This window comes from Paenibacillus sp. Z3-2 (genome assembly GCF_054161325.1).
In genome coordinates, this window is the sequence record NZ_CP096397.1 from 6,222,532 (window position 1) to 6,242,090 (window position 19,559).

The 19,559-nt window shown below is 47.8% G+C and carries 15 protein-coding genes; 1 reads left to right on the plus strand and 14 read right to left on the minus strand.

What is annotated here, in order from left to right:
* Nucleotides 1–24: 24 nt before the first annotated feature.
* The 6 genes from M1D71_RS27755 to trhO all read right to left on the minus strand — a co-directional run bounded on the left by M1D71_RS27755 (nucleotide 25) and on the right by trhO (nucleotide 6,145).
* Complete coding sequence (locus tag M1D71_RS27755; RefSeq protein ID WP_458124494.1) at nucleotides 25–1,203, minus strand: winged helix-turn-helix domain-containing protein; 1,179 nt, start codon at nucleotides 1,201–1,203, stop codon at nucleotides 25–27.
* A gap of 145 nt (nucleotides 1,204–1,348) precedes the next feature.
* Nucleotides 1,349–2,143: an ABC transporter ATP-binding protein gene (locus M1D71_RS27760; RefSeq protein WP_036606660.1), complete on the minus strand. Its 795-nt coding sequence runs from the start codon at nucleotides 2,141–2,143 to the stop codon at nucleotides 1,349–1,351.
* Nucleotides 2,144–2,145: 2 nt separating this feature from the next.
* On the minus strand, nucleotides 2,146–3,006 hold the full coding sequence (locus M1D71_RS27765) for an ABC transporter permease (RefSeq protein ID WP_440131299.1): 861 nt from the start codon (nucleotides 3,004–3,006) through the stop codon (nucleotides 2,146–2,148).
* A gap of 173 nt (nucleotides 3,007–3,179) precedes the next feature.
* Nucleotides 3,180–4,229 carry an ABC transporter substrate-binding protein gene (locus M1D71_RS27770; protein ID WP_458124495.1) on the minus strand — a complete coding sequence of 350 codons (1,050 nt, stop codon included), beginning with the start codon at nucleotides 4,227–4,229 and terminating at the stop codon, nucleotides 3,180–3,182.
* 368 nt (nucleotides 4,230–4,597) lie between these two features.
* On the minus strand, nucleotides 4,598–5,245 hold the full coding sequence (locus M1D71_RS27775; RefSeq protein ID WP_145324748.1) for a helix-turn-helix transcriptional regulator: 648 nt from the start codon (nucleotides 5,243–5,245) through the stop codon (nucleotides 4,598–4,600).
* Between the two features lie 12 nt (nucleotides 5,246–5,257).
* Nucleotides 5,258–6,145, minus strand: a complete 888-nt coding sequence (trhO, locus tag M1D71_RS27780; RefSeq protein ID WP_458124496.1) for an oxygen-dependent tRNA uridine(34) hydroxylase TrhO — start codon at nucleotides 6,143–6,145, stop codon at nucleotides 5,258–5,260.
* 413 nt (nucleotides 6,146–6,558) lie between these two features.
* Between trhO and M1D71_RS27785 the strand changes: the two genes are divergently transcribed.
* Nucleotides 6,559–9,774 (plus strand): InlB B-repeat-containing protein, encoded by a 3,216-nt coding sequence (locus M1D71_RS27785; protein WP_458124497.1) that lies wholly within the window; start codon nucleotides 6,559–6,561, stop codon nucleotides 9,772–9,774.
* Between the two features lie 51 nt (nucleotides 9,775–9,825).
* On the opposite strand, the gene M1D71_RS27790 is transcribed toward M1D71_RS27785, so the two are convergent.
* The 8 genes from M1D71_RS27790 to M1D71_RS27825 form a co-directional block, all read right to left on the minus strand.
* The gene (locus tag M1D71_RS27790; protein WP_458124498.1) at nucleotides 9,826–10,932 is read right to left on the minus strand and encodes a TolB family protein; all 1,107 of its coding nucleotides are present in this window, start codon (nucleotides 10,930–10,932) and stop codon (nucleotides 9,826–9,828) included.
* Nucleotides 10,933–10,990: 58 nt separating this feature from the next.
* Nucleotides 10,991–12,505: an ATP-binding protein gene (locus M1D71_RS27795; protein ID WP_458124499.1), complete on the minus strand. Its 1,515-nt coding sequence runs from the start codon at nucleotides 12,503–12,505 to the stop codon at nucleotides 10,991–10,993.
* The gene (locus M1D71_RS27800; RefSeq protein ID WP_458124500.1) at nucleotides 12,502–13,212 is read right to left on the minus strand and encodes a response regulator transcription factor; all 711 of its coding nucleotides are present in this window, start codon (nucleotides 13,210–13,212) and stop codon (nucleotides 12,502–12,504) included. The genes M1D71_RS27795 and M1D71_RS27800 overlap by 4 nt, the downstream gene beginning before the upstream one ends.
* 389 nt (nucleotides 13,213–13,601) lie before the next feature.
* Nucleotides 13,602–14,498, minus strand: a complete 897-nt coding sequence (locus tag M1D71_RS27805) for a helix-turn-helix transcriptional regulator (protein WP_458124501.1) — start codon at nucleotides 14,496–14,498, stop codon at nucleotides 13,602–13,604.
* A 177-nt stretch (nucleotides 14,499–14,675) separates the two neighbouring features.
* Entirely contained in the window at nucleotides 14,676–16,085 is a 1,410-nt protein-coding gene (locus tag M1D71_RS27810; RefSeq protein ID WP_145324756.1) for an MATE family efflux transporter, read from the minus strand.
* A 232-nt stretch (nucleotides 16,086–16,317) separates the two neighbouring features.
* On the minus strand, nucleotides 16,318–17,181 hold the full coding sequence (locus tag M1D71_RS27815; RefSeq protein ID WP_458127368.1) for a carbohydrate ABC transporter permease: 864 nt from the start codon (nucleotides 17,179–17,181) through the stop codon (nucleotides 16,318–16,320).
* Between the two features lie 54 nt (nucleotides 17,182–17,235).
* A complete protein-coding gene (locus tag M1D71_RS27820) occupies nucleotides 17,236–18,117 on the minus strand; it encodes a carbohydrate ABC transporter permease (RefSeq protein WP_458124502.1) in 882 nt (293 codons plus the stop codon).
* 38 nt (nucleotides 18,118–18,155) lie between these two features.
* Entirely contained in the window at nucleotides 18,156–19,475 is a 1,320-nt protein-coding gene (locus tag M1D71_RS27825) for an extracellular solute-binding protein (RefSeq protein WP_458127369.1), read from the minus strand.
* Nucleotides 19,476–19,559 lie beyond the last annotated feature (84 nt).

The following is a 19,559-nucleotide window of genomic DNA, read 5'->3' on the forward strand; positions in this document are numbered from 1 at the left end:
TCCTTGGCTGTAATCATAAGGGAGTTATATCAGAGGAAGATCAGAGGGTGGGGATACAGAAGACAAAAAGTGGCGTACCTTATCTACAATTTGTTGTCCATAGGTGGGAACACCGTAACTTTTACCGATCTCTGCATACATTTGACGATATTTGCTGCGAAGTCTGCCTTCAATTCGGTGATGACCCAGGAATAGGAGAATCTGATATGCAGCATTCAGATATAGCGGTGCGTTCAGCGACATTTTCAATACATCCAGACCGTCATCCATTCTTAACTCTGCCTCACGAATCCGTCCCTGCCGAAGTAACCATAATCCTTCCATCACCTGAAAACGTCCGATCTCTCGCAGATAGGGTGCATCCTTCAACCCTGCTCGCATTACTGCCATCTGAGCCTCAACAGCTTCGCTGCTGCCACCCCACAGTTCCACATACAACGCTGCAAGTGCTACAGGCAGTCTGAAATTCTTGAGCTCGTCTGTCTCTATTACACGATACGTTTCTTCCAGCTGTGCTTTGGCCCTTTGATATTGGCCTACCTCTACATAGACTTCGATTATGTTCAAAATGCGGAGTTCCCGAAGCTGATCGGCAGACAATGCAGATGAACTCAATGCCTGCTCATACATAGGTAAGCTTACGGATGGTTCAATTAGCGAGTGAACATAGATTAATAACCAGTACAAGCGTTCTTCGAAAGCAACTTCTTTCGTTGTAATCAACCATGCCAGATCTCCCTGTATAAAACGGATATACAACTGATAATAAGGGACAATCTGAATGCCGAGTGCTTCCTGCTGTTGAACCAGGGTCTGTATGGCGTTTCCCTGTCCAAACAAGTGATATTTACGAAGTAATCCGTGGATGGCTTCCTGCATTTCTGGGTTCTGAGCAGAAGGGCTAGCGGGTAGAGCGGACTTATTCTCCTGCACAGCAAGCCGATAACCGTATCCCCGTACCGTATCCAGACTGATCTCGTCCCAGCGTTTCAGTTTCTTACGCAGACGATAGATATGATCATCCACGGTGCGTTCAACCGGATATTCCAGCGGCCATACCCGGTCCAGTAATTGACTGCGAGTGAAGGCTTTATCCTTGTTTTCATACAAAAAACGAAAAAGTGCAAATTCCTTCGCCAGCAGACGAATGGATTCCGTTCGCCGTGTTACCGTATATGTCCCCTCATCCAATTGCAAAGACATGTCTGGTTCCTCCTATGTATTCTTCTCATCGTGTGTTCAACATACCACAAAAACCCTTTGCGAGAACGCAAAAGGTTTCTGTCGTGTAGATGGTTTAGATTGTACATCACGTATATCTGTTCTTCGAACAAGTTATTACCTTATCTTAGCCCAGCACGACACGATCGTCTGCCATTTTTTTGCCGCTAATACGTTCGAATTCGCCCAGTAGTTCCGGTACCGTCAACGTACGTTTACGCTCTTCGCTGACGTCCAGAATAATCCGGCCTTTGTCCATCATGATCAAACGGTTACCCAGGCGAATCGCCTGCTCCATATTGTGCGTCACCATCAATGTAGTCAATCTCATCTCACGCACCAGTGTCTCTGTCAGTTCCGTGATCAGTTCGGCACGTGAAGGATCAAGAGCTGCCGTATGCTCATCCAGCAGCAGAATCTGCGGCTGGGTAAACGTCGCCATCAGCAGACTGAGTGCCTGCCGCTCCCCGCCTGACAAGAGACCGACTTTCGCGTTAGGCCGCTTTTCCAGTCCGATTCCCAGCTTCTCCAGTTGCGTGTTGAAAATCTCGCGTCTGGCACGGGTCACGCCGAAGCCCAGTCCGCGTCCTTTACCACGTTTGTATGCCATCGCCATATTCTCTTCAATGGACATATGCGGTGCTGTTCCTGCCATCGGGTCCTGAAACACCCGGCCAATCCAACTGCTGCGCTTATGCTCCGGCAAGTTTTTAATCGAACGGTCATTGATCAGTACATCACCCATATCCGGCTTCATCACACCCGAGATGATGTTCATCAGCGTGGATTTTCCGGCTCCGTTACTGCCAATCACCGTCACAAAGTCTCCCGGATTCATCGTAAGATTCACACCAACCAGCGCGGTCTTCTCATCTGTTGTACCTGGGTTGAACAGCTTGGTTACTTGCGTAATCTCCAGCATGATCACATACCTCCCTTCGCCTGTTGGCCCCCGGATCGCATCAACTCTTCCGTTCGCCTGCGAGCCAGACTTCGCTGCTTCATGGAGCGCTGCATCGTTGGGAATACAAGCGCGATAATGACGATCACAGCGGTGATCAGCTTCAGATCAGATGTATCGAACCATTCCACTTGAAGGGCAAGCGCGACCACAATCCGGTATATGATCGAACCAACGATTGCTGCAAGTGTGGCCCAGAATACTGTTCTTGCTCCAAGAATGGCCTCACCGATAATCACCGAAGCCAGACCGATGACGATCATACCGATGCCCATCGTGATGTCTGCAAAGCCGGATTGCTGTGCGATGAATGCACCAGACAAGGCAACCAAACCATTGGATAAGCTGACACCTACAATCGTAGTCACATCCGTATTTGCACCAAAGCTGCGAATCATGCGTTTGTTATCACCTGTCGCGCGGAGCGCAAGTCCAATATCTGTTTTCATGAACAGATCGAGCATGATTTTAAATACCAGCACTACGATGATAATTAGCACCATGACATGTTCACCCGAGAATGGATTATCCATGCCCATAATGGATTTATTCGGTGCGCCAAGGATACGCATGTTAATGGAGTAGAGCGCGATCATCATCAAAATACCGGATAACAATCCGTTAATTTTGCCTTTGGTATGAAGCAGACCTGTACATGCCCCAGCCACCATGCCTCCAGCCATTGCCGCCAAACAAGCGAGCCAAGGAGAGAAGTCATTGGATATCATAACCGCCGCGATTGCGCCTCCTGTTGTAAAACTTCCGTCTACGGTAAGGTCAGGAAAATCGAGTATGCGGAACGTAATATATACACCAAGTGCCATCAGTGCGTATAGAAGCCCCAGCTCGATTGCCCCTTCAATTGAATTCCAGCTTATACTCACGCTACTTCCTCCCTGTCTATCGAAAAGAATGAGGCGAACCCGTTGCACGTCCGCCTCGCATCCATACTGCCGGATTACGATCCGGTCCAATTATTGAATCAATCCATAACTCTCTATTGAATAATGTTGTTGTCCTGGTCTTGCACTTCCGCCTTCATCTCATCCGTAACCGTGATGCCTTGGGCTTCAGCCGCTTTCAGGTTCAGGATCAGATCCAGTTTGTCCGGAACGGTGACTTTCATGTCACCCGGTTTCGTACCATTCTTCAGAATGTCCGCGGCCATCTCACCAACCTGGTATCCGTGGTCATAGTATTTGAAGCCAACGGTTGCGAAAGCTCCTTTTTCAACGGTATCCCGGTCACTGGAGAAGAACGGAATTTTGTTGCTGTTCGCCGTTTGGATAATGGTGTCAACCGCACTCACGACAGAGTTATCGAGCGTGATGTAGAACGCATCCACTTTGCCAACGAGAGAATCCGTTGCCTGTTTTACTTCAGATGTATTCGTAACTGGTGCTTTCACCAGCTTGATATTATGTGTTGCCAGTGCTTTTTCTGCGTTACTTGCCATAACCACCGCATTCGGTTCACCTTCATTAATGACCAAACCTACCGTTTTCACATCCGGCAGATTTTTGGCGATAAAGTCAGCCAATTGCACGATGGCCTCCGGATTCGTGTCCGATGCACCTGTAACGTTGCCGCCCGGCTTGTCCATATCAGTCACCAGTTTGGCACCCAGTGGGTCTGTTACCGCTGCGAACAGCAATGGCTTTTCCTTCACTTGTTGAGCCAGCGCCAGTGCAGATGGTGTTGCGATGCCGAGTACAAGATCGTTTTTGGAATCACCCGAGATTTTCTGTGCAATGGACAGGTTGTTCGTCGAATCACCTTGCGCGTTATTGTAATCGATTTTGAGGTTCTTGTTCTCTTCAATGCCTGCCTCCTTCAGGGCTGCGATGAATCCTTCACGTGTAGCATCCAGAGATGGATGTTCAACAATTTGCGAGATGGCAATCTGGTATGATTTTTCCTCGCTGCCTCCACCTGTTGTAGTCTCCGATCCTTCGGATTCCGAACCTGTACCGCTGTTATTTCCGCAACCTGCCGCAACGATCATTGAAGCAACCATCATCAGTGACATCCAGAATTTCTTTTTCATGTGTGAGAACCCCTCTCCATCTTATAAAATGTAGTTACCCTTACCTTATCGCCATTCCATTGGCACGATAGGGCGGGACAAAACGAACGCTTCAACGCATTGTTGCTTTGATCGACAAAAGCAGACAAATATAGACTTTCCTCATGCGACTGAAGTCCATGACCTGTGTTGCTGTAATATTGTTTCCCTAATATTAAGGTGCGTCCCGATTTCCGTCAATGGTTGAACCGCTTCCAATTTAGTTTCATCGTATGATTGTGATAGAAAACATTACATAACGGCAAAGAAGCACCCCACCTTTACGTCATTTTTATTCAAAAAAAGAGACTATTTCGACGAATCGAAACAGTCTCTCTTGTCTTATTCAATTAATTCCCCGACGCTTCGCGAATCTCATACTTGCACCTTTTGCCGCCATCGGCGTAACATTCGGTACGCTCCACCTCGGCTTGAAGCAACGAGCGGAACAGTTCCAGTTCACAGCGGCAAGCCTGCTTGTAGACACTCGCGACTTGCACAATTGGGCAGTTCATTTCCGTAATAACGTAGGTTCCATCTTCTTCTCTTGACGCATCCGCCATATATCCGTTGGCATTCTGAATACGCGCGAGTTCCTCCACCCGTCCGGCCAGATCCTGGCCCTCCATCTGTGGCAATCCGCTGCGAAGCAGCTTGTCCCGGCGACTCTCGAACAACGTATCCACCACACCGCTCCCGGCTGAGTCCGACAATTCTTCAAGCAGTTCCAGCGTCAGGGACGAGTATGATTTTGGAAAATAGCTGTCCCCGCGTACCGTTAGATGGTACACCGAGGACGGACGTCCAGCCGTAGCCCGGGCTTCCCCAACTTCAATCCAGCCGTCCTGCTCCAATGCCGTCAGATGACGACGAATGGCCATGCCGGTCAGACCGAGCTCAGCGGTCATTTCCCTCGCAGTCATTGTGCCTTGCTGCTTCAGCATGAACAAAATCCGTTCACGCGTCGTTCGTTCCTCTTCGCGCTTCACGATCAGCACCTGCTCTCCTGCTTATGCGTGTACCGGTGCTGCCTCCCGGCAAGCATCCGAGCAAAAGCGGTTATGCGTCTCTTCGCAATCCTCACAGCTTACATGCTGCAGGTTGCAGGTTGGACAATTAATATATCGGTCATGTGTCGTTCCACAGTGATAACAGCTGGCAATGACGATATCTTCTTCTGTCCGGTTAATCGGTACAGAGATCCGCTCGTCAAACACGTAACACTTGCCATCGAACAGATGGCCTTGTACTTCCGGATCTTTACCGTACGTGACAATACCACCGTCCAGTTGAGCCACGTCCTGGAATCCTTCATTGATCATGAACCCGGTCAGCTTCTCGCAGCGAATGCCGCCAGTGCAGTAGGTAATGATCGTTTTGTCCTTCATGTCACCCAGGTTCTCCCGAATCCACTCCGGAAACTCACGGAACGACTCGACATCTGGACGAATGGCCCCGCGGAAATGACCGATTTCGTATTCGTAGTCATTGCGACCATCGATAACGATGACGTCATCACGTTGCAGATGTTCATGGAACTCTTTCGGTGAAAGGCGTTTGCCGCTAATCACATTCGGATCAAGATCTTCGTCCACGCGGAACGTAACCAGCTCTGCTTTGTGACGAACAAAGATCTTTTTGAACGCATGCTCTTCCACATCATCAATCTTGAACACCATGTCGCTGAAAAGCGGGTTGGCATGCATGTCTTTCACGTACTGCTCTGTCTGTTCAGGCGTTCCGGATACGGTGCCGTTAATGCCTTCAGATGCGATCAGAATACGGCCTTTCACACCCAGGTCCTTACAGTATTGCAGATGCTCTTGTGTAAACGTCTCGGGATCTTCAATCTTCACGAACTTATAATATAAAAGCACGCGGTACGCGCTGTTACACATGTATATCACCTGTTCCTATTCCATGTTGTTATTAGCCGGGTCATCCGGCATGACGACTACGTTGCACCCTTACTGTTAAAAAGAAAATAAACAGCCGCCCGAAACATCGTCTCGAACTGCTGCCTGACATTCGACTTTTATTCCTGCATTCTAGTTTATCGGAAGCGGAATAGCTTAGTCAATATAAATGTATAGAAAGGGATGAAAGTTATGGAACATTTCAACCATAAATGATTTGTCTCTGGATAATCCAAAAAAATATTTCGAATTTGAACTAAAATCATATTCATTTTTGCTTTCATATCCATTAAACTATGCTCATCATTATATGGCTTACCACTATGAATTAGAAAATATAGTGGAGGAGAATAAGCTTAACGTGTACATATCTAAAGGAAAATGGAGATGAATTTGTGAATTTAACATTGGTCAAGAAAGTGAGCATTATCTGGTTGGTATTCCTGATCGGATTCAGCGGTCTATGGAATACGTTAGGGTTGGTACAACGGGCTCATGCCGCCGCAAAAGTACCCTTCATTGGGGAAATTCAGTTATTCCCTTACAACGCCGCTCCCGACAACTGGATGCTAGCGGATGGACGAACACTTCCATGGGAGCAGAACACAGCTCTGTTTTCATTACTAGGCAATAATTATGGCGGAGATGGAAAAACAACCTTTGCATTACCTGACCTCACAGATGTTTCACCCGAGGGACTGGGATATTACATAGCTATCACTGGAACCTTTCCACCCCGTAATGAGGACTACGATGTTACCAAAAATGCTGTACTTGGTGAGGTTCGCCTGTTTCCTTACTACTTTACACCTCAGGGGTGGTTACGTGTAGAGGGGCAGTCTCTCAACATCTCTGATTACACTGAACTTTTCAATATGATTGGCACAACCTTCGGTGGAAATGGGACGGAAACCTTCCAATTACCTACATTACCTAAAATCAAAGGCGACATCATGCATTACGCTGTATTTACGGACTCGACGGACCGTGCCGAGACTGGTGGTACGGGAGGCGAGTATACAGGTGAAATCATTCCCATGCTGGTTAATCTCTCGCCTGCACACTGGATACTTGCAGATGGATCATCACTGCCCAGCAGCCAAAATCAGGCCTTATACAGCCTTTTGGGCAACAGGTATGGGGGTAATGCCCCGGTGAGTTTTAACGTACCTAATCTGAACAACACACCATCTGTATTGGTGTATTATGTTGTCAAAACAGGCATATTCCCTACCTTCGGAGGTGGTACTCCGCCCATTGCAATAGCAGACACTTATACAACCAGCCAAAACACGGCTCTAACGGTATCATCGCCAGGATTGATGGCCAACGACATTAATGCTTCTACCGTCTCCTTAGATACTCTGCCGATGAATGGAACAATGGTAATTCATCCTAATGGTTCATTCATGTACAATCCAAATACTGATTTTGTAGGAACAGACCATTTTCAATATACAGCCACCAATCCATGGGGTACGAGTAATCCTGCGTTAGTTACCATAACAGTTGAGCAGGACTTGGCGCCGATCGTCAGCGGGGTAACAGACGAGGGTATATATAATCAAACGGTCACGCCTACATTTAATAGCGGTACAGCACTCCTGAATGGTTCTGCATTCACTAGCGGCACTCCGGTTACAGAAGATGGAGATTACACATTGGTGGTAACCAACCACATTGGCAGTACAACAGTCCACTTTTCCATTGATACGGTCCCTCCTGTTGTAACGGGCGTCATCAATGATGGAATATACGATGCAAGCCCGACCATCACCTTTAATGAGGGGACAGCCACCCTTGATGGTTCTCCATTCCTCAGCGGGGAGACGTTCAATGTTGAAGGTGAACATGTGCTGGTCGTTACCGATGCGGCAGGCAATACGACAACAATCCATTTCAGCTTTTATGCGCCACGGACTCTGACGTATAACAGTAATGGCGGTTCTGAGGTAACTGAACAAACAGTGTCTTACGGTGACAAGGTTATTGTTTCAGCAAATCCAACTAAAGCTGGACACACCTTTGCTGGATGGTTTACCGATTCAGGATTGAGTCAGGCTTTTGATTTCGAGACTACCACCGTGACCTCTGATATCACTTTATATGCGAAATGGACGGTCAACTCCTATACCGTTAACTTCGAAACTAATGGTGGGTCAGTCGTTCCTGATCAGACAGTCACGTATGCTGAGTTGGCGGCAGCTCCTGATGATCCAATCAAAGCAGGACACACTTTCGCTGGCTGGTATACTGAGCCTGAATGGAGTACGCCATTTGACCTGAATACTAGATCGATTGTCCAGGACACCACATTGTATGCAAAATGGGCACCAAACACATACAAGGTAACGTTCAATACACTTGGAGGATCAGCAGTATCCGATGCAGCTGTTGAATACGGTCAGAAACTTTCAGCTCCTGCTTCGCCAAGCCGTTCCGGCTATACGTTTGCAGGCTGGTATGCAGACCCCGAGTTGAAGACTCCATTCAACTTTGCTCAAACAGAGATTACAGCCGATCTGATCTTATATGCCAAATGGAGTGTTAATTCCACGCCACCATCAGGTGGTAATGATGGTAACAGTAGCGGCGGAGGCTCTGGTAACCAGAATAACAACGGGTCGAGCAGTACCCCTTCGCCGCCTAATACCATAACCCATTCGTCCACGAATGGACGTTTAACACTTGCTGCAGGGCAGGCTGGGCAAGTGAGTTTAGGCGATGGCATTACTGTAACCATCCCAGCTGGAGCAACTAATCAAGAAATGACGATCACGATTGACCAGATTACAGATTCTTCGGACTTGCTAACTAATCAGACTAAACTGATCAGCCCGGTATATGAGTTACTTAAGAATGTTCAACATAATTTCAATAAATACGTAACCTTGAATCTGACATTTGATACATCAAGCTTGCCAACCAATCACCGTGCTGAAGTATTCTACTTTGATGAACAAAACAAGTTGTGGATCTCTGCGGGAGAAGCATCAATTCATGACAATCAAGTCAACGTAGACGTAGACCATTTCACCAAATTTGCTGTTTTTGCGGTTGAACAACCCAAGGCGCCAGCAGAGATTGCATTTAGCGATGTTGACAGGCACTGGGCAGAGGATTTCATTCAGGAAGCCGTTCGTGAAGGTATCGTGAGTGGATTTTCCGATGGGTCCTTCAAGCCTAATGCATCCGTTACGCGTGCAGAATTTACGGTGATGCTAATGAATACACTGAAAACAGAATACACTGAAGCGGCAATAACTTTTACCGATCATGCAAAAATAGGAACTTGGGCAGAGTCTGCTGTCGCTCGTGCCGTGCAAGCAGGGTTTATTCAGGGAGATACCAAGGGAGCTTTCCGCCCCAATGATGCTATAACTCGTGCTGAGATGGCTGTCCTGGTAGCCGGTACGCTTCAATTAAAAGCGCTAACTGGCACAAGCTCAACCTTTGCAGACGATGCACAGATTCCGCTTTGGGCCAAAGCAGCTGTCGCTGGCATGCAAAAAGCCGGGATGCTGCACGGTAAAGGGCTCAACACCTTTGCTCCAAGTGATAAAACCACGCGTGCAGAAGCGGTCAAACTACTGTTGAACGCAAAAAATTAGTGTGTATATCTAAAAGCCTGTTCCTTCCGGGAACAGGCTTTTCTGATTGTTTTATTCCGAGATCGTAATGACCGAGGTTACAAAGTGATACGATTCATTCTCCAATATCGCCTGCGATAACAGAATCTTATTGCCTTCCGGGCTCCAGGCGAGTGAATCGGAGATGTTGTCCATATCGGCCGAGATCTGGAATTGTTCCGCGGACTCCGTATTGGAAACGAACAGCCCTTTTTCATTATCATTCTCGGAATTGATTGTATACGCAATCTTGGAATCATCACCCGACCAGCTTGTGCCGAAGATCTGCGTGCCTCTGGCGAGCGTGGCCTTCTCATTGCCTTCCAGATCGGTGAGCACCAGCGCCCGTTTGGTATCCGCTGTTTTTTTCACAATGGCCAGCCTTGTTCGATCATTGGACGGAATGACCCACTCAACGCTTTTCAGGACCTGCTTCACATTTCCTGTAGTTGTATCATAGGCATTCAATTGTCCGTCTTCGCCGGTAGTATAATAGATCATATTCCCAGAAGCCTTAACACTCCGTACGTTGAAGTTGCCGGTTTCGACCAATACTTCGGTAGTACCATCCACGTTCGCTGAAATAAGATCGCCCTTCATGTTCGGAAAGACCACATGTTCGTTATCCAGCCATGTGCCCTCAAAAATAAAACCTTCTTCATTGCCTGCACTCACCGTTTCCCCATTGTCCAGATTCAGAAAGAAACCTTTGCCCGTCGTTTCCTGCGACTCCCGGTAGAACAGATACTGACCATCTTGGGAAACGAGCGGAGAGCTCAAGTTAACCTCACTCTCTTTGAGTGGTGTATCGGTCCCTTTGGCCAGATCATACATATATAAGTTATTAGGGTGTCTCTCCTCATCTTCAGCCATGACGGGTTTCATCGACGTGTTGCGTTTGTTCGTTACAATCCATTCATCACTCAGCCAGGCCACACCGCGCATATTAGGCAACTTATCAATTTTCTCGAGCTTGAAACTCTGGTACACCGATGGATTGAAATTTTCCTTCACGGTAATATCCGTGCCTGTTTTCCCGTTTGCTTCATTCTCTACCCGCTCCGCTGTGCCCTCACATGCTGTTGCTGACACAAGAGCGACTGCTCCCAGTAATCCTAGTGCTGTCTGTTTCCAATTCATTATGGTCCCCTCCTAATTTCTGCTATAGACCAAGCATACACACTACATACTTCCAAAGTTATTCAGACTTGTTTCGAACTTGTAAACTTGCATCAGCTAGAGGGAATATGAGCTGGAACGTCACACCTTCTTCGTTCTGAGAATCGCCCAGATTACTTGGAAGCAAAGTGATTGTACCGCCCTGTTTTTCAACAAACTGCTTCACGAGAGATAGTCCGAGTCCAGTTCCGCCCGTTTTTCTGGCCCGGTCTTTGTTCACGGTGTAAAAAGGTTCAAAAATCTTCTCCTGTGCCTCTGCCGGAATCGGCGTACCCGAGTTGTAGATGCGAATGACCGCTTGGTGATCCTGCATCCGCAGTTCGTTCTTCACCCGGATTACACCATCCGGGACGTTATATTTGATGGCATTATCCAACAGGTTGATGAAAATATGCATAAGACTTTCCCGGTCACTGCGGATCACCGTCGGCTCAAGCTCCAGTTCCATGTTTAACCTAAACTTCTCCGCTTTCCCCCGCATGCGACCACAGGCATCTGCCAGCAGAGCACTGACCTCGACATCTTCGGCCTGGTTCTCGAAGTCGTACTTCTCCAAGGCAGATAAATGTAGAACCTTCTCCACCATCTCGTACAACCGCTCGGATTCTTTGCCAATATTATTCGTGGCATCATCAAGCAGTTGTGGATCATCCTTATACATGTCGAGCAGCTCGACATAGGCTTTGATCGACGTCAGCGGCGTCTTGAACTCATGGCTGATGTTACCGATATATTGTTTCTGTTGCTGTTCCAGCGCCTGAAGCTTCTCAATCGCCAGCTGCAGCTTCTGCTGCTCCGCATGCATAGCTGCGATATTCTGCTGAATGGATGTACTCATATAATAGATGCCCTGTCCAAGCTCGCCCAGTTCATCCTTGCGTCTGACCGGAGACTCCGTAATGTAGTCGCCTTCCCGAATGGAATCTGCGGACTTCTTCAGCCGGGTAATAGCGACGGCAAACCGATTGTAGAACAGATACCCCAGAATGAAGCTCAGCACCACAACCGCAATCCCCGCCCACATGAACAATTGAAGAATACGGGCATAAAAATCTTGATAACTCTGGACCGGATACTGCATCCATACGGCACCCATCTGCCCCTCCGGACCGTCCAGTGGTGCGGAGTAGAGCAAGGTGTCCCCTTGTTCATGATAGGCAATTTTATTTTGCAGTGCATAGTTGAGCGTCTCCTGAACAATCTCACTCTCCCCGGAGCTGATCGATGAACCAACTTGCTGGCCTTTCATATCATAGAGCGCTATCGGCAATCCGGTGGAATTGGCCAGTTCCTGTGCAAGCCTGCGTCCGTTTTGTTGTAAAAAGACTTCCTGTTCCAGATGAACGGATTCGGTGTAGTAGGACTGTCGCACATTCAAGTTGACCAACCGTGTCTGCTGAGACAGAATCCCTTCAATCTGTGACTGCTGATTACGCTCAATACCTCGCAGTACAAGTGAGCTGAGCACCACCACCGTCAGGATGAGCAATGCCGCCAGAAAAACACTGAATTTCAGCTTGATGCTGACTCTCATACGACCCCGCCCGATTCATGCCCAGCTGCTTTGTAGCCAATCCCGTATACAGTCTGCAATTTTTGCTGATGCGTATCTCCGATTTTTTTGCGCAAACGCTGAATATGAATGTCCACGGTTCGGGTTCCACCCGCATATTCCATCCCCCACACCCGATCCAGCAGATCGTCTCGCGTGTACACCCGCTCAGGATTGGACATGAGAATGGTCAGCAGATCGAATTCCTTTGGTGTCAGATCCAGCTTCGCTTCATTTACGGTCACCGTGCGGTGAGCAACATGAATACGCAGATCGCCATTCACGATAGCTTGGTTCTTCGAATCATCAGGTGGTGGACTGCTCTTCTCGACACGGCGCATGAGCGCTTTCACCCTTGCGAGCAGTTCACGGACCTCGAATGGTTTGGTCATGTAATCATCCGCGCCCATTTCCAGGCCAACGATTTTGTCCACGATATCATTTTTGACGGTCAGTAAAATAATGCCGATATCCTCCCGGTCCTCCAGCCTGCGACAGACACCGTATCCATCGAGTCTCGGCATCATCACATCCAGAATCATGACCTGCGGGTGAAACGATGCGACCTTGACCAAAGCTTCTTCACCGTCACTCGCGGTCTCTACTTCATATCCTTCGCGCCGCAGCGCGTAAGCAATGGCACTGACGATGCTTGATTCGTCATCTACCACGAGCACCTTTTTATTCATGGGATTCATCCTCTACGTTACACGAGATAACTTCAAGTGCAGTACCGCCTTCCGATCGCTATTAGTTGATAAAGGGCGTAGCATATGCTCCGAAGTAGCTTTCTTACAGAAAGCTTTGAACTTCGTTTCTTCGAATGGTTCTGCACTCTTCGTTTTCGTGTAAATATTCAGTTCTTTTTATTTATGTTAGCAAGGTCTATGTTAATTAGCTATGGATGAGTTTGCAATTTGCATGAGAAACTTGTATCCTCTCAGCTTGGACTTGGCTCTACTTTCTTTATACCCTAAAGGCAACAAAAAGAGCCAATCCTTGATTGGATCAGCCCTTGGTCTATAGATTCCCAATTCATGTTACTGTTTAGGCAACCGCTTATTGATCACCTCTGCATCTATTCCTCAAATGACAGATTCAGCGGCTCGTCCGACATCTCGTATTCTGTCTCCATATGCGTCAGCGGTGTGTTCAGATCCACTTCTTCGAAGCGGAAGCTGTCGACCCAAACTTTTCCTTTACCATTTAAAATAACCCCAAACGAAATAACCGCGCTGCCTTCCGGCACATCAAGTACAATGTTGTACTGATTCCATGGCTGCGTACCCGTGATTGGCCGATCATGCATGTTATCAAATTGAAGTACATCATGGACGTTATTATCCACGCGCATCCATAATCCGCAGAAGGCATCCACACGCTCGGTCTTCACGAATCCCGATAACTTCATCCGCTTACCCACATACTTGTCCGCCCTGAACTGCTGCATCATCGTTGCGAACTCGTTAGACTCCATCGGCGTAACGGCCTTCAAATACCCCGAAGCTTTCCCCTGATGCACTTCAGCAGGATCAATACCCATCTCATAATTCTGCGGGTGACTTCCGGTTAACATCCATCCTGTAATCGTTGACGTCTGATTCATCTGTAATTCTCCTCCTCTGGTTCTTCCTTCGAATAATTTCAGATCGAACAATTTGCGAAAACGTCCTGGTGGCATGCCATATAATTTGCGGAATGCGCGGGTGAAGGCTTCCTGACTCTCAAATCCACATGCTAGGGAAATGTCCAGAATGCCTGCATCCGTGGTTCGCAGGGCCGTGGACGCCAGACTCATCCGGCGATTGCGGATATAATCCACGACGGTCATGCCCACCTCATTACGGAAAATCCGGTGATAGTGATAAGGCGACAACAACGCCTCCGATGCCACTTCTTCCAGCCCGATCTCCTCATGCAGATGGGTCTCAATATAGAACAAACTTTGCTGAATCATTGCACGGTAACGGCTCAACTGAGGTAAAGCCCCCTTCCATATCCTTACTATACGTGAACGATGTCATCGCCGTTTTGATCATTTTTGCTAAGTTGGATTCTATTGACTCTACCGAGAACGCAAAAAAGAGCCAATCACGGATTATATCCTTTCCGTCATTGACTCTCCTTTTATTTATTCGTACATCATTCTTCCTCAGACAGCCGGTACTGGCTGTGCACCCGACTCTTCTTCATCATGCTCCACCAGTTCATGTTTCTCCCAGGCTCTGCTCTTCCAGCGGAAGTACATAATAACCGCTCGGGTCCACTCATCTGCCGCAATGGCAAGCCATACACCCGCAAGCCCCAGATGAAGCTGGAATATAAGAAGATACCCCAGTGGCAGACTCATGCAGACCATGGAGATCAGACCCATGTATACCGGGAACTTTGCATCCCCTGCCGCACGCAAGGAACCTATAATCACAATATTGCAGGTACGTCCGGTTTCGAGTAAAAGACTCAGTAAAATCACTTGAGCGCCCAACTTGATAATTTCAGGATTATCCGTGAATATGCTCATCAGCGGCACACGGAACAGAATGATGATCACATCAATGATAACCGTAGCCAGAAGCGCCCATTTTACACTGTCAAAAACACGTTTGTACGCATCATCTTTGCGCCGTGCACCCACAAGCCGGCCTACAATGATGGATGTCCCCATACCAATCGCCATGCTGAACAAGTAGATATAGCTGGAGATGTTACCCGCATACTGCTTGGTTGCCATGGCTTCTGCGCCCAGATAGGTCACATACAGCGTGAACACGAGCTGGCAGGAATGATATACCATGGATTCCATCGCAGACGGAATGCCAATCCGCAGAATTTTGCCAATAAAATGTTTGGACAATTTAATGTAGTATTCGAAATCCACCCGCACCTCGCTCACACGATACAACAACCAGAAGAAGATCAGCAGGCAGATAAAACGACTTCCCACCGTAGAGATGGCTGCCCCTTCCACCCCAAGCTTTGGCAGACCGAAGTGACCAAAGATCAATGCATAGTTACCAACCACGTGAATCACGTTCATGAATACAGCGACGTACATCGTTTCTTTGGTATAACCATGTGTACGGATCGTCGCAGCCAGTGCATTAATGAGTGCCTGGAGGAAGATACCGCCCCCGACGATATTTATATACGAACGGGCAAAATCATAAATTTCGCCTTGAATGTTCAGGAGTGATAACAGATGTCCTCCGAACAGAAGAAAGATTCCGCTCAGGACCAGCCCCACAATAAGGTTCAGTGTAATGGCATTACCTGTAACCTGTGCTGCTTCACTTAGCTTTTTCGATCCAATATATTGTGCCACTACAATCGCAGCACCATGTCCAATGACTTCCAGTACAAGTATAGCGATAGAAATAATCTGGTTGGCTGCTCCAACGCCGGAGACCGCGTTATCGGACACCGAGCTGAGCATGAGCGTATCTACACTCCCCATCAACATAAATAAGAAGAGTTCCAAGAAAATAGGCCATGTCAGCCGAATCAGATTCAAATCCTTGGCATCAGACCGAAGGGACTCTTTGGTTGAGGATATTGCTGTCATTTTCTCACCTTTCCCATGTGGGCTTTAATTCTTAGGGTATGTTAGCACAGGTAGTTTGAAAATGCAGTAGTTTTGCGAAAATAGTTGAAAGTTTTTTGTAATCCCATAAATAGGAATTTTTATCGCTTTCATCAAGCCCATCTTCCGTACGCTTACCAGACGTTTCAGAAGACAAAAAAAGACTCTTCTATTACTTGCCTTTTAAGCAAGTAATAGAAGAGTCCTTGACCTTTTAACCTTTAACAGAACCCGCAGCAATTCCCTCCACGATTCGATTACTCAGAATGAGAAAAGCAATCAGGATTGGCATAATGCTGATCATCAGCGTCGCACCAATGGCTCCCCAATCCGTTGTATATTGACCGATAAAGTTCTGCACCCCAACAGTCAGGGTCTTATACGCATCTGTACTGATGAACGTATTGACGAAGATGAATTCATTCCAGTTATAGATCATGTTAATGATCGCCGTTGTGGAGATGACCGAAGATGTCATCGGCAGCACAATCCGGAAGAAAATCCGATGCACGGAGCAACCATCCATTACAGCGGCTTCTTCCACCTCCCGAGGGAGCGCGTAGTAGAATCCGAGTAGAATCATAATGGTAATTGGCATATTAAATGCAATATAGGACAGGATGACTGACAAAGGATGATCCGTTAGATGAAGCTTCAGGAATAAGCTGAACAGCGGGATCAACGTGGAGTGTACCGGAATCATCAGACCTACCATGAATAGCCCCAGCACCAGTGAACGACCCTTCCAGCGCATACGTGTAATGGCAAAGGTCACCAGACTGGCAAACAGCACGGTGAACACCACCGAGACCACTGTGATCCATACACTGTTGAAGAAGTACAAGCTGATATTGCCTTCAGTCCATACCTTGACATAGTTCTCCCAACGCGGCGTAGCAGGAAGGGAAAAAGGCGCCATGTCGAATACTTCCTGATTATTTTTAAGCGAGAATAACAGCAACCATACCAAGGGCAGAATTTGCAGTACAGCTACCAGGGACAAGAGGAAATATAGTAGAACATAGCCGAATCTTCTGAGCCATGCAGAACCTCGGTCTGTCCCCGGGTAAGTTGGCAATCTAACGGCCGTATCCGTCTTCACCGGGATGGACCTCCTTTCATTTCACTTACGTCAGGAATACTGAATCGTATCTTTGGATGCTGTCGCTTTTCGAAGCAACCAGGTAACGAGCAGACAGATCAAGAGCAGGAAGAAACCTACAGCACTGCCGTAACCAAAGTCGAAGCTACGGAACGCCTGACGATACATATAGGAGGCCATCACTTCGCTGGAGCCATTCGGTCCGCCATCGGTCATCACGTAGATGAGATCGAAATACTTGAGCGAGCCCACCACAGCCAGCACCACGGTCACCTTGATGACTTCTGTAATTAGCGGCAGCTTGATTCGAAAAGCGATCTGCCACGGGCTTGCCCCGTCAATCCGGGCGGCTTCCACCAGGGATTCCGGAATATTTTTGAGCGCCGCATAATAGATCAAAATATAAAAGCCCGCATACTGCCACAGAATTGGCACGAACAATGCATACAGTACCAGGGATGGCTCGGCCAGCCAGGCTGGTGGATTGCTGAATCCAATCGCCTCCAGGAATGTATTCAGCACCCCGTTGCTGGGATGATATATTTTCAGCCATAGCTGTGCGATGGCTACGGAAGACAACAGCATCGGGATCAGGTATATTTTTCGAAAAAAGTTCGCGCCCTTGATCTTGCCCGACAGCACCAGAGCAATTATGAGATAACCGATCAGGCTCAGCGCGGAGAATAAAGCAAGTAAAAAGGTATGATTCGCACTCTGCCAGAATGTTCCGTCCTGAAGCAATCTGGCGTAATTATCCAATCCAATAAAGGTCATTGCACCGATCCCGTCCCATTGCATCAAACCATAATATCCGGTGAGCACGATCGGGATGTAGACCAAGACCAGCAGCAGAAGCAGTGCAGGAAGCACGTACAACGCAGCAACGAGACGGTTGGACATGACTTTGTCCATCACATTATCCTCCCTTCAAGCGTTCAAGCGTGTGTACGTCAATTGCCTTTATCAATCGCAGCCTGATGATTCTTCACAAAGTCCTCCGGTGTAACTGCTTTGCCAAACAACGCCTGAATCATGTCCAGATGTGCCTGAGCGGCTGCCGGTCTCATCTGCACGTCTGCAAAGAGCGTAAGACTGCTGGCCTGATTCAATTCGTTCAGCAGGTCTGTGTAGAGCTGTGGCAACTGTACTTGAGCCGTATCCACTTTGGTAGCCGGGATGACGCCGGCTTCAGTCACCGAGCTCTCGCCCCATTTTTCCACAAAGTATTGCACGAACTTCTGCGCTTCTTCCTTCACTTTGGAGTTCTGGGCCACGAACAGCCCTACGCCTGGACCACCTACCCAGCTGTTAATGTCGCTCTTACCGCCTTCAATCGTCGGGAATTTGAAAAATCCGATCTTATCCTTGAATTCCTGTGGAATGTCCGGGTTCGTCGTGAAGTTCGGCAGTTCCCAGGTACCCATCAGATACATGGCAGCTTTTTCGTTCATGAATTCGGATTTGCCCTCATCGTTAGACAACCCGTTGAAGCCTTTGTTGAAGGCATTCATATCCACCAGCTTTTGTACCTCCGCAGCAGCTTGCGTCAGAGCAGGATCGTCAAACTTGCCAGAGCCATTGATAGCCTTTTCCAATGCATCTCCACCTAACCGATTCGCCAGATACATATACCAGAGCGAGCCCGTCCAGCGGTCTTTATTACCCAGTGCGATCGGTACTTCACCGTTCTCTGCCAGGGTCTTCAGCACACTCAGGAATTCATCGTACGTTGCTGGCGGCTGTAGATTATATTTGGCAAAAATGGCCTTGTTATAATAAATGGGGGAGATATTCAGCTCAATGGGTAACGCATATGTTTTGCCGTCTATTGCATAGGCTTCGGTTGTGCCGGCTATGAATTTCTCGCCCAGTGAGCCGCTCAACAGATCATCCACCGGTGCGAACAGATTGCCTTTCACATAAGGCTCCAGAAATCCAGCAGCCCAAGTTACACCCACATCGGGAAGTTCATTGGATGCAGACAGGATTTTCAGTTTGTTCTTGTATTGTTCATTCTCCAGCACTTCTTGTTTAATGGTCACATTCGGGTGATCCGTCTGATACTGCTGAATGATATCGTTGACCAATTTGTTCTGCTGTGCGGAACTACCTGCTGGCCAGAGGTGCATGAATTTAAGGGTCACTTTTCCATCTGTACCATTGCCGCCCGTTTCCCCCTCTTGATCAGAACTTGAATTGTTGCATCCGGATAAAATCACTGCGAGAACCAGCGTCCATGACAGAAGCATGGCCATCGTCTTTTTGCTCATCATCCCAACCCCCTTGGTTTTTTCGGTTAATGTAACCGCTTTAACCAAATTGTAGCACTCACCCAACACACCCATAAGACTAGG

Bases quoted from the DNA above. Each gene is read 5' to 3' on its own strand.
- M1D71_RS27755 (WP_458124494.1), bottom strand. From the start codon at position 1,203: ATGTCTTTGCAATTGGATGAGGGGACATATACGGTAACACGGCGAACG.
- M1D71_RS27760 (WP_036606660.1), bottom strand. From the start codon at position 2,143: ATGCTGGAGATTACGCAAGTAACCAAGCTGTTCAACCCAGGTACAACA.
- M1D71_RS27765 (WP_440131299.1), bottom strand. From the start codon at position 3,006: ATGGCACTTGGTGTATATATTACGTTCCGCATACTCGATTTTCCTGAC.
- M1D71_RS27770 (WP_458124495.1), bottom strand. From the start codon at position 4,229: ATGAAAAAGAAATTCTGGATGTCACTGATGATGGTTGCTTCAATGATC.
- trhO (WP_458124496.1), bottom strand. From the start codon at position 6,145: ATGTGTAACAGCGCGTACCGCGTGCTTTTATATTATAAGTTCGTGAAG.
- M1D71_RS27790 (WP_458124498.1), bottom strand. From the start codon at position 10,932: ATGAATTGGAAACAGACAGCACTAGGATTACTGGGAGCAGTCGCTCTT.
- M1D71_RS27795 (WP_458124499.1), bottom strand. From the start codon at position 12,505: ATGAGAGTCAGCATCAAGCTGAAATTCAGTGTTTTTCTGGCGGCATTG.
- M1D71_RS27800 (WP_458124500.1), bottom strand. From the start codon at position 13,212: ATGAATAAAAAGGTGCTCGTGGTAGATGACGAATCAAGCATCGTCAGT.
- M1D71_RS27810 (WP_145324756.1), bottom strand. From the start codon at position 16,085: ATGACAGCAATATCCTCAACCAAAGAGTCCCTTCGGTCTGATGCCAAG.
- M1D71_RS27820 (WP_458124502.1), bottom strand. From the start codon at position 18,117: ATGGACAAAGTCATGTCCAACCGTCTCGTTGCTGCGTTGTACGTGCTT.
- M1D71_RS27825 (WP_458127369.1), bottom strand. From the start codon at position 19,475: ATGAGCAAAAAGACGATGGCCATGCTTCTGTCATGGACGCTGGTTCTC.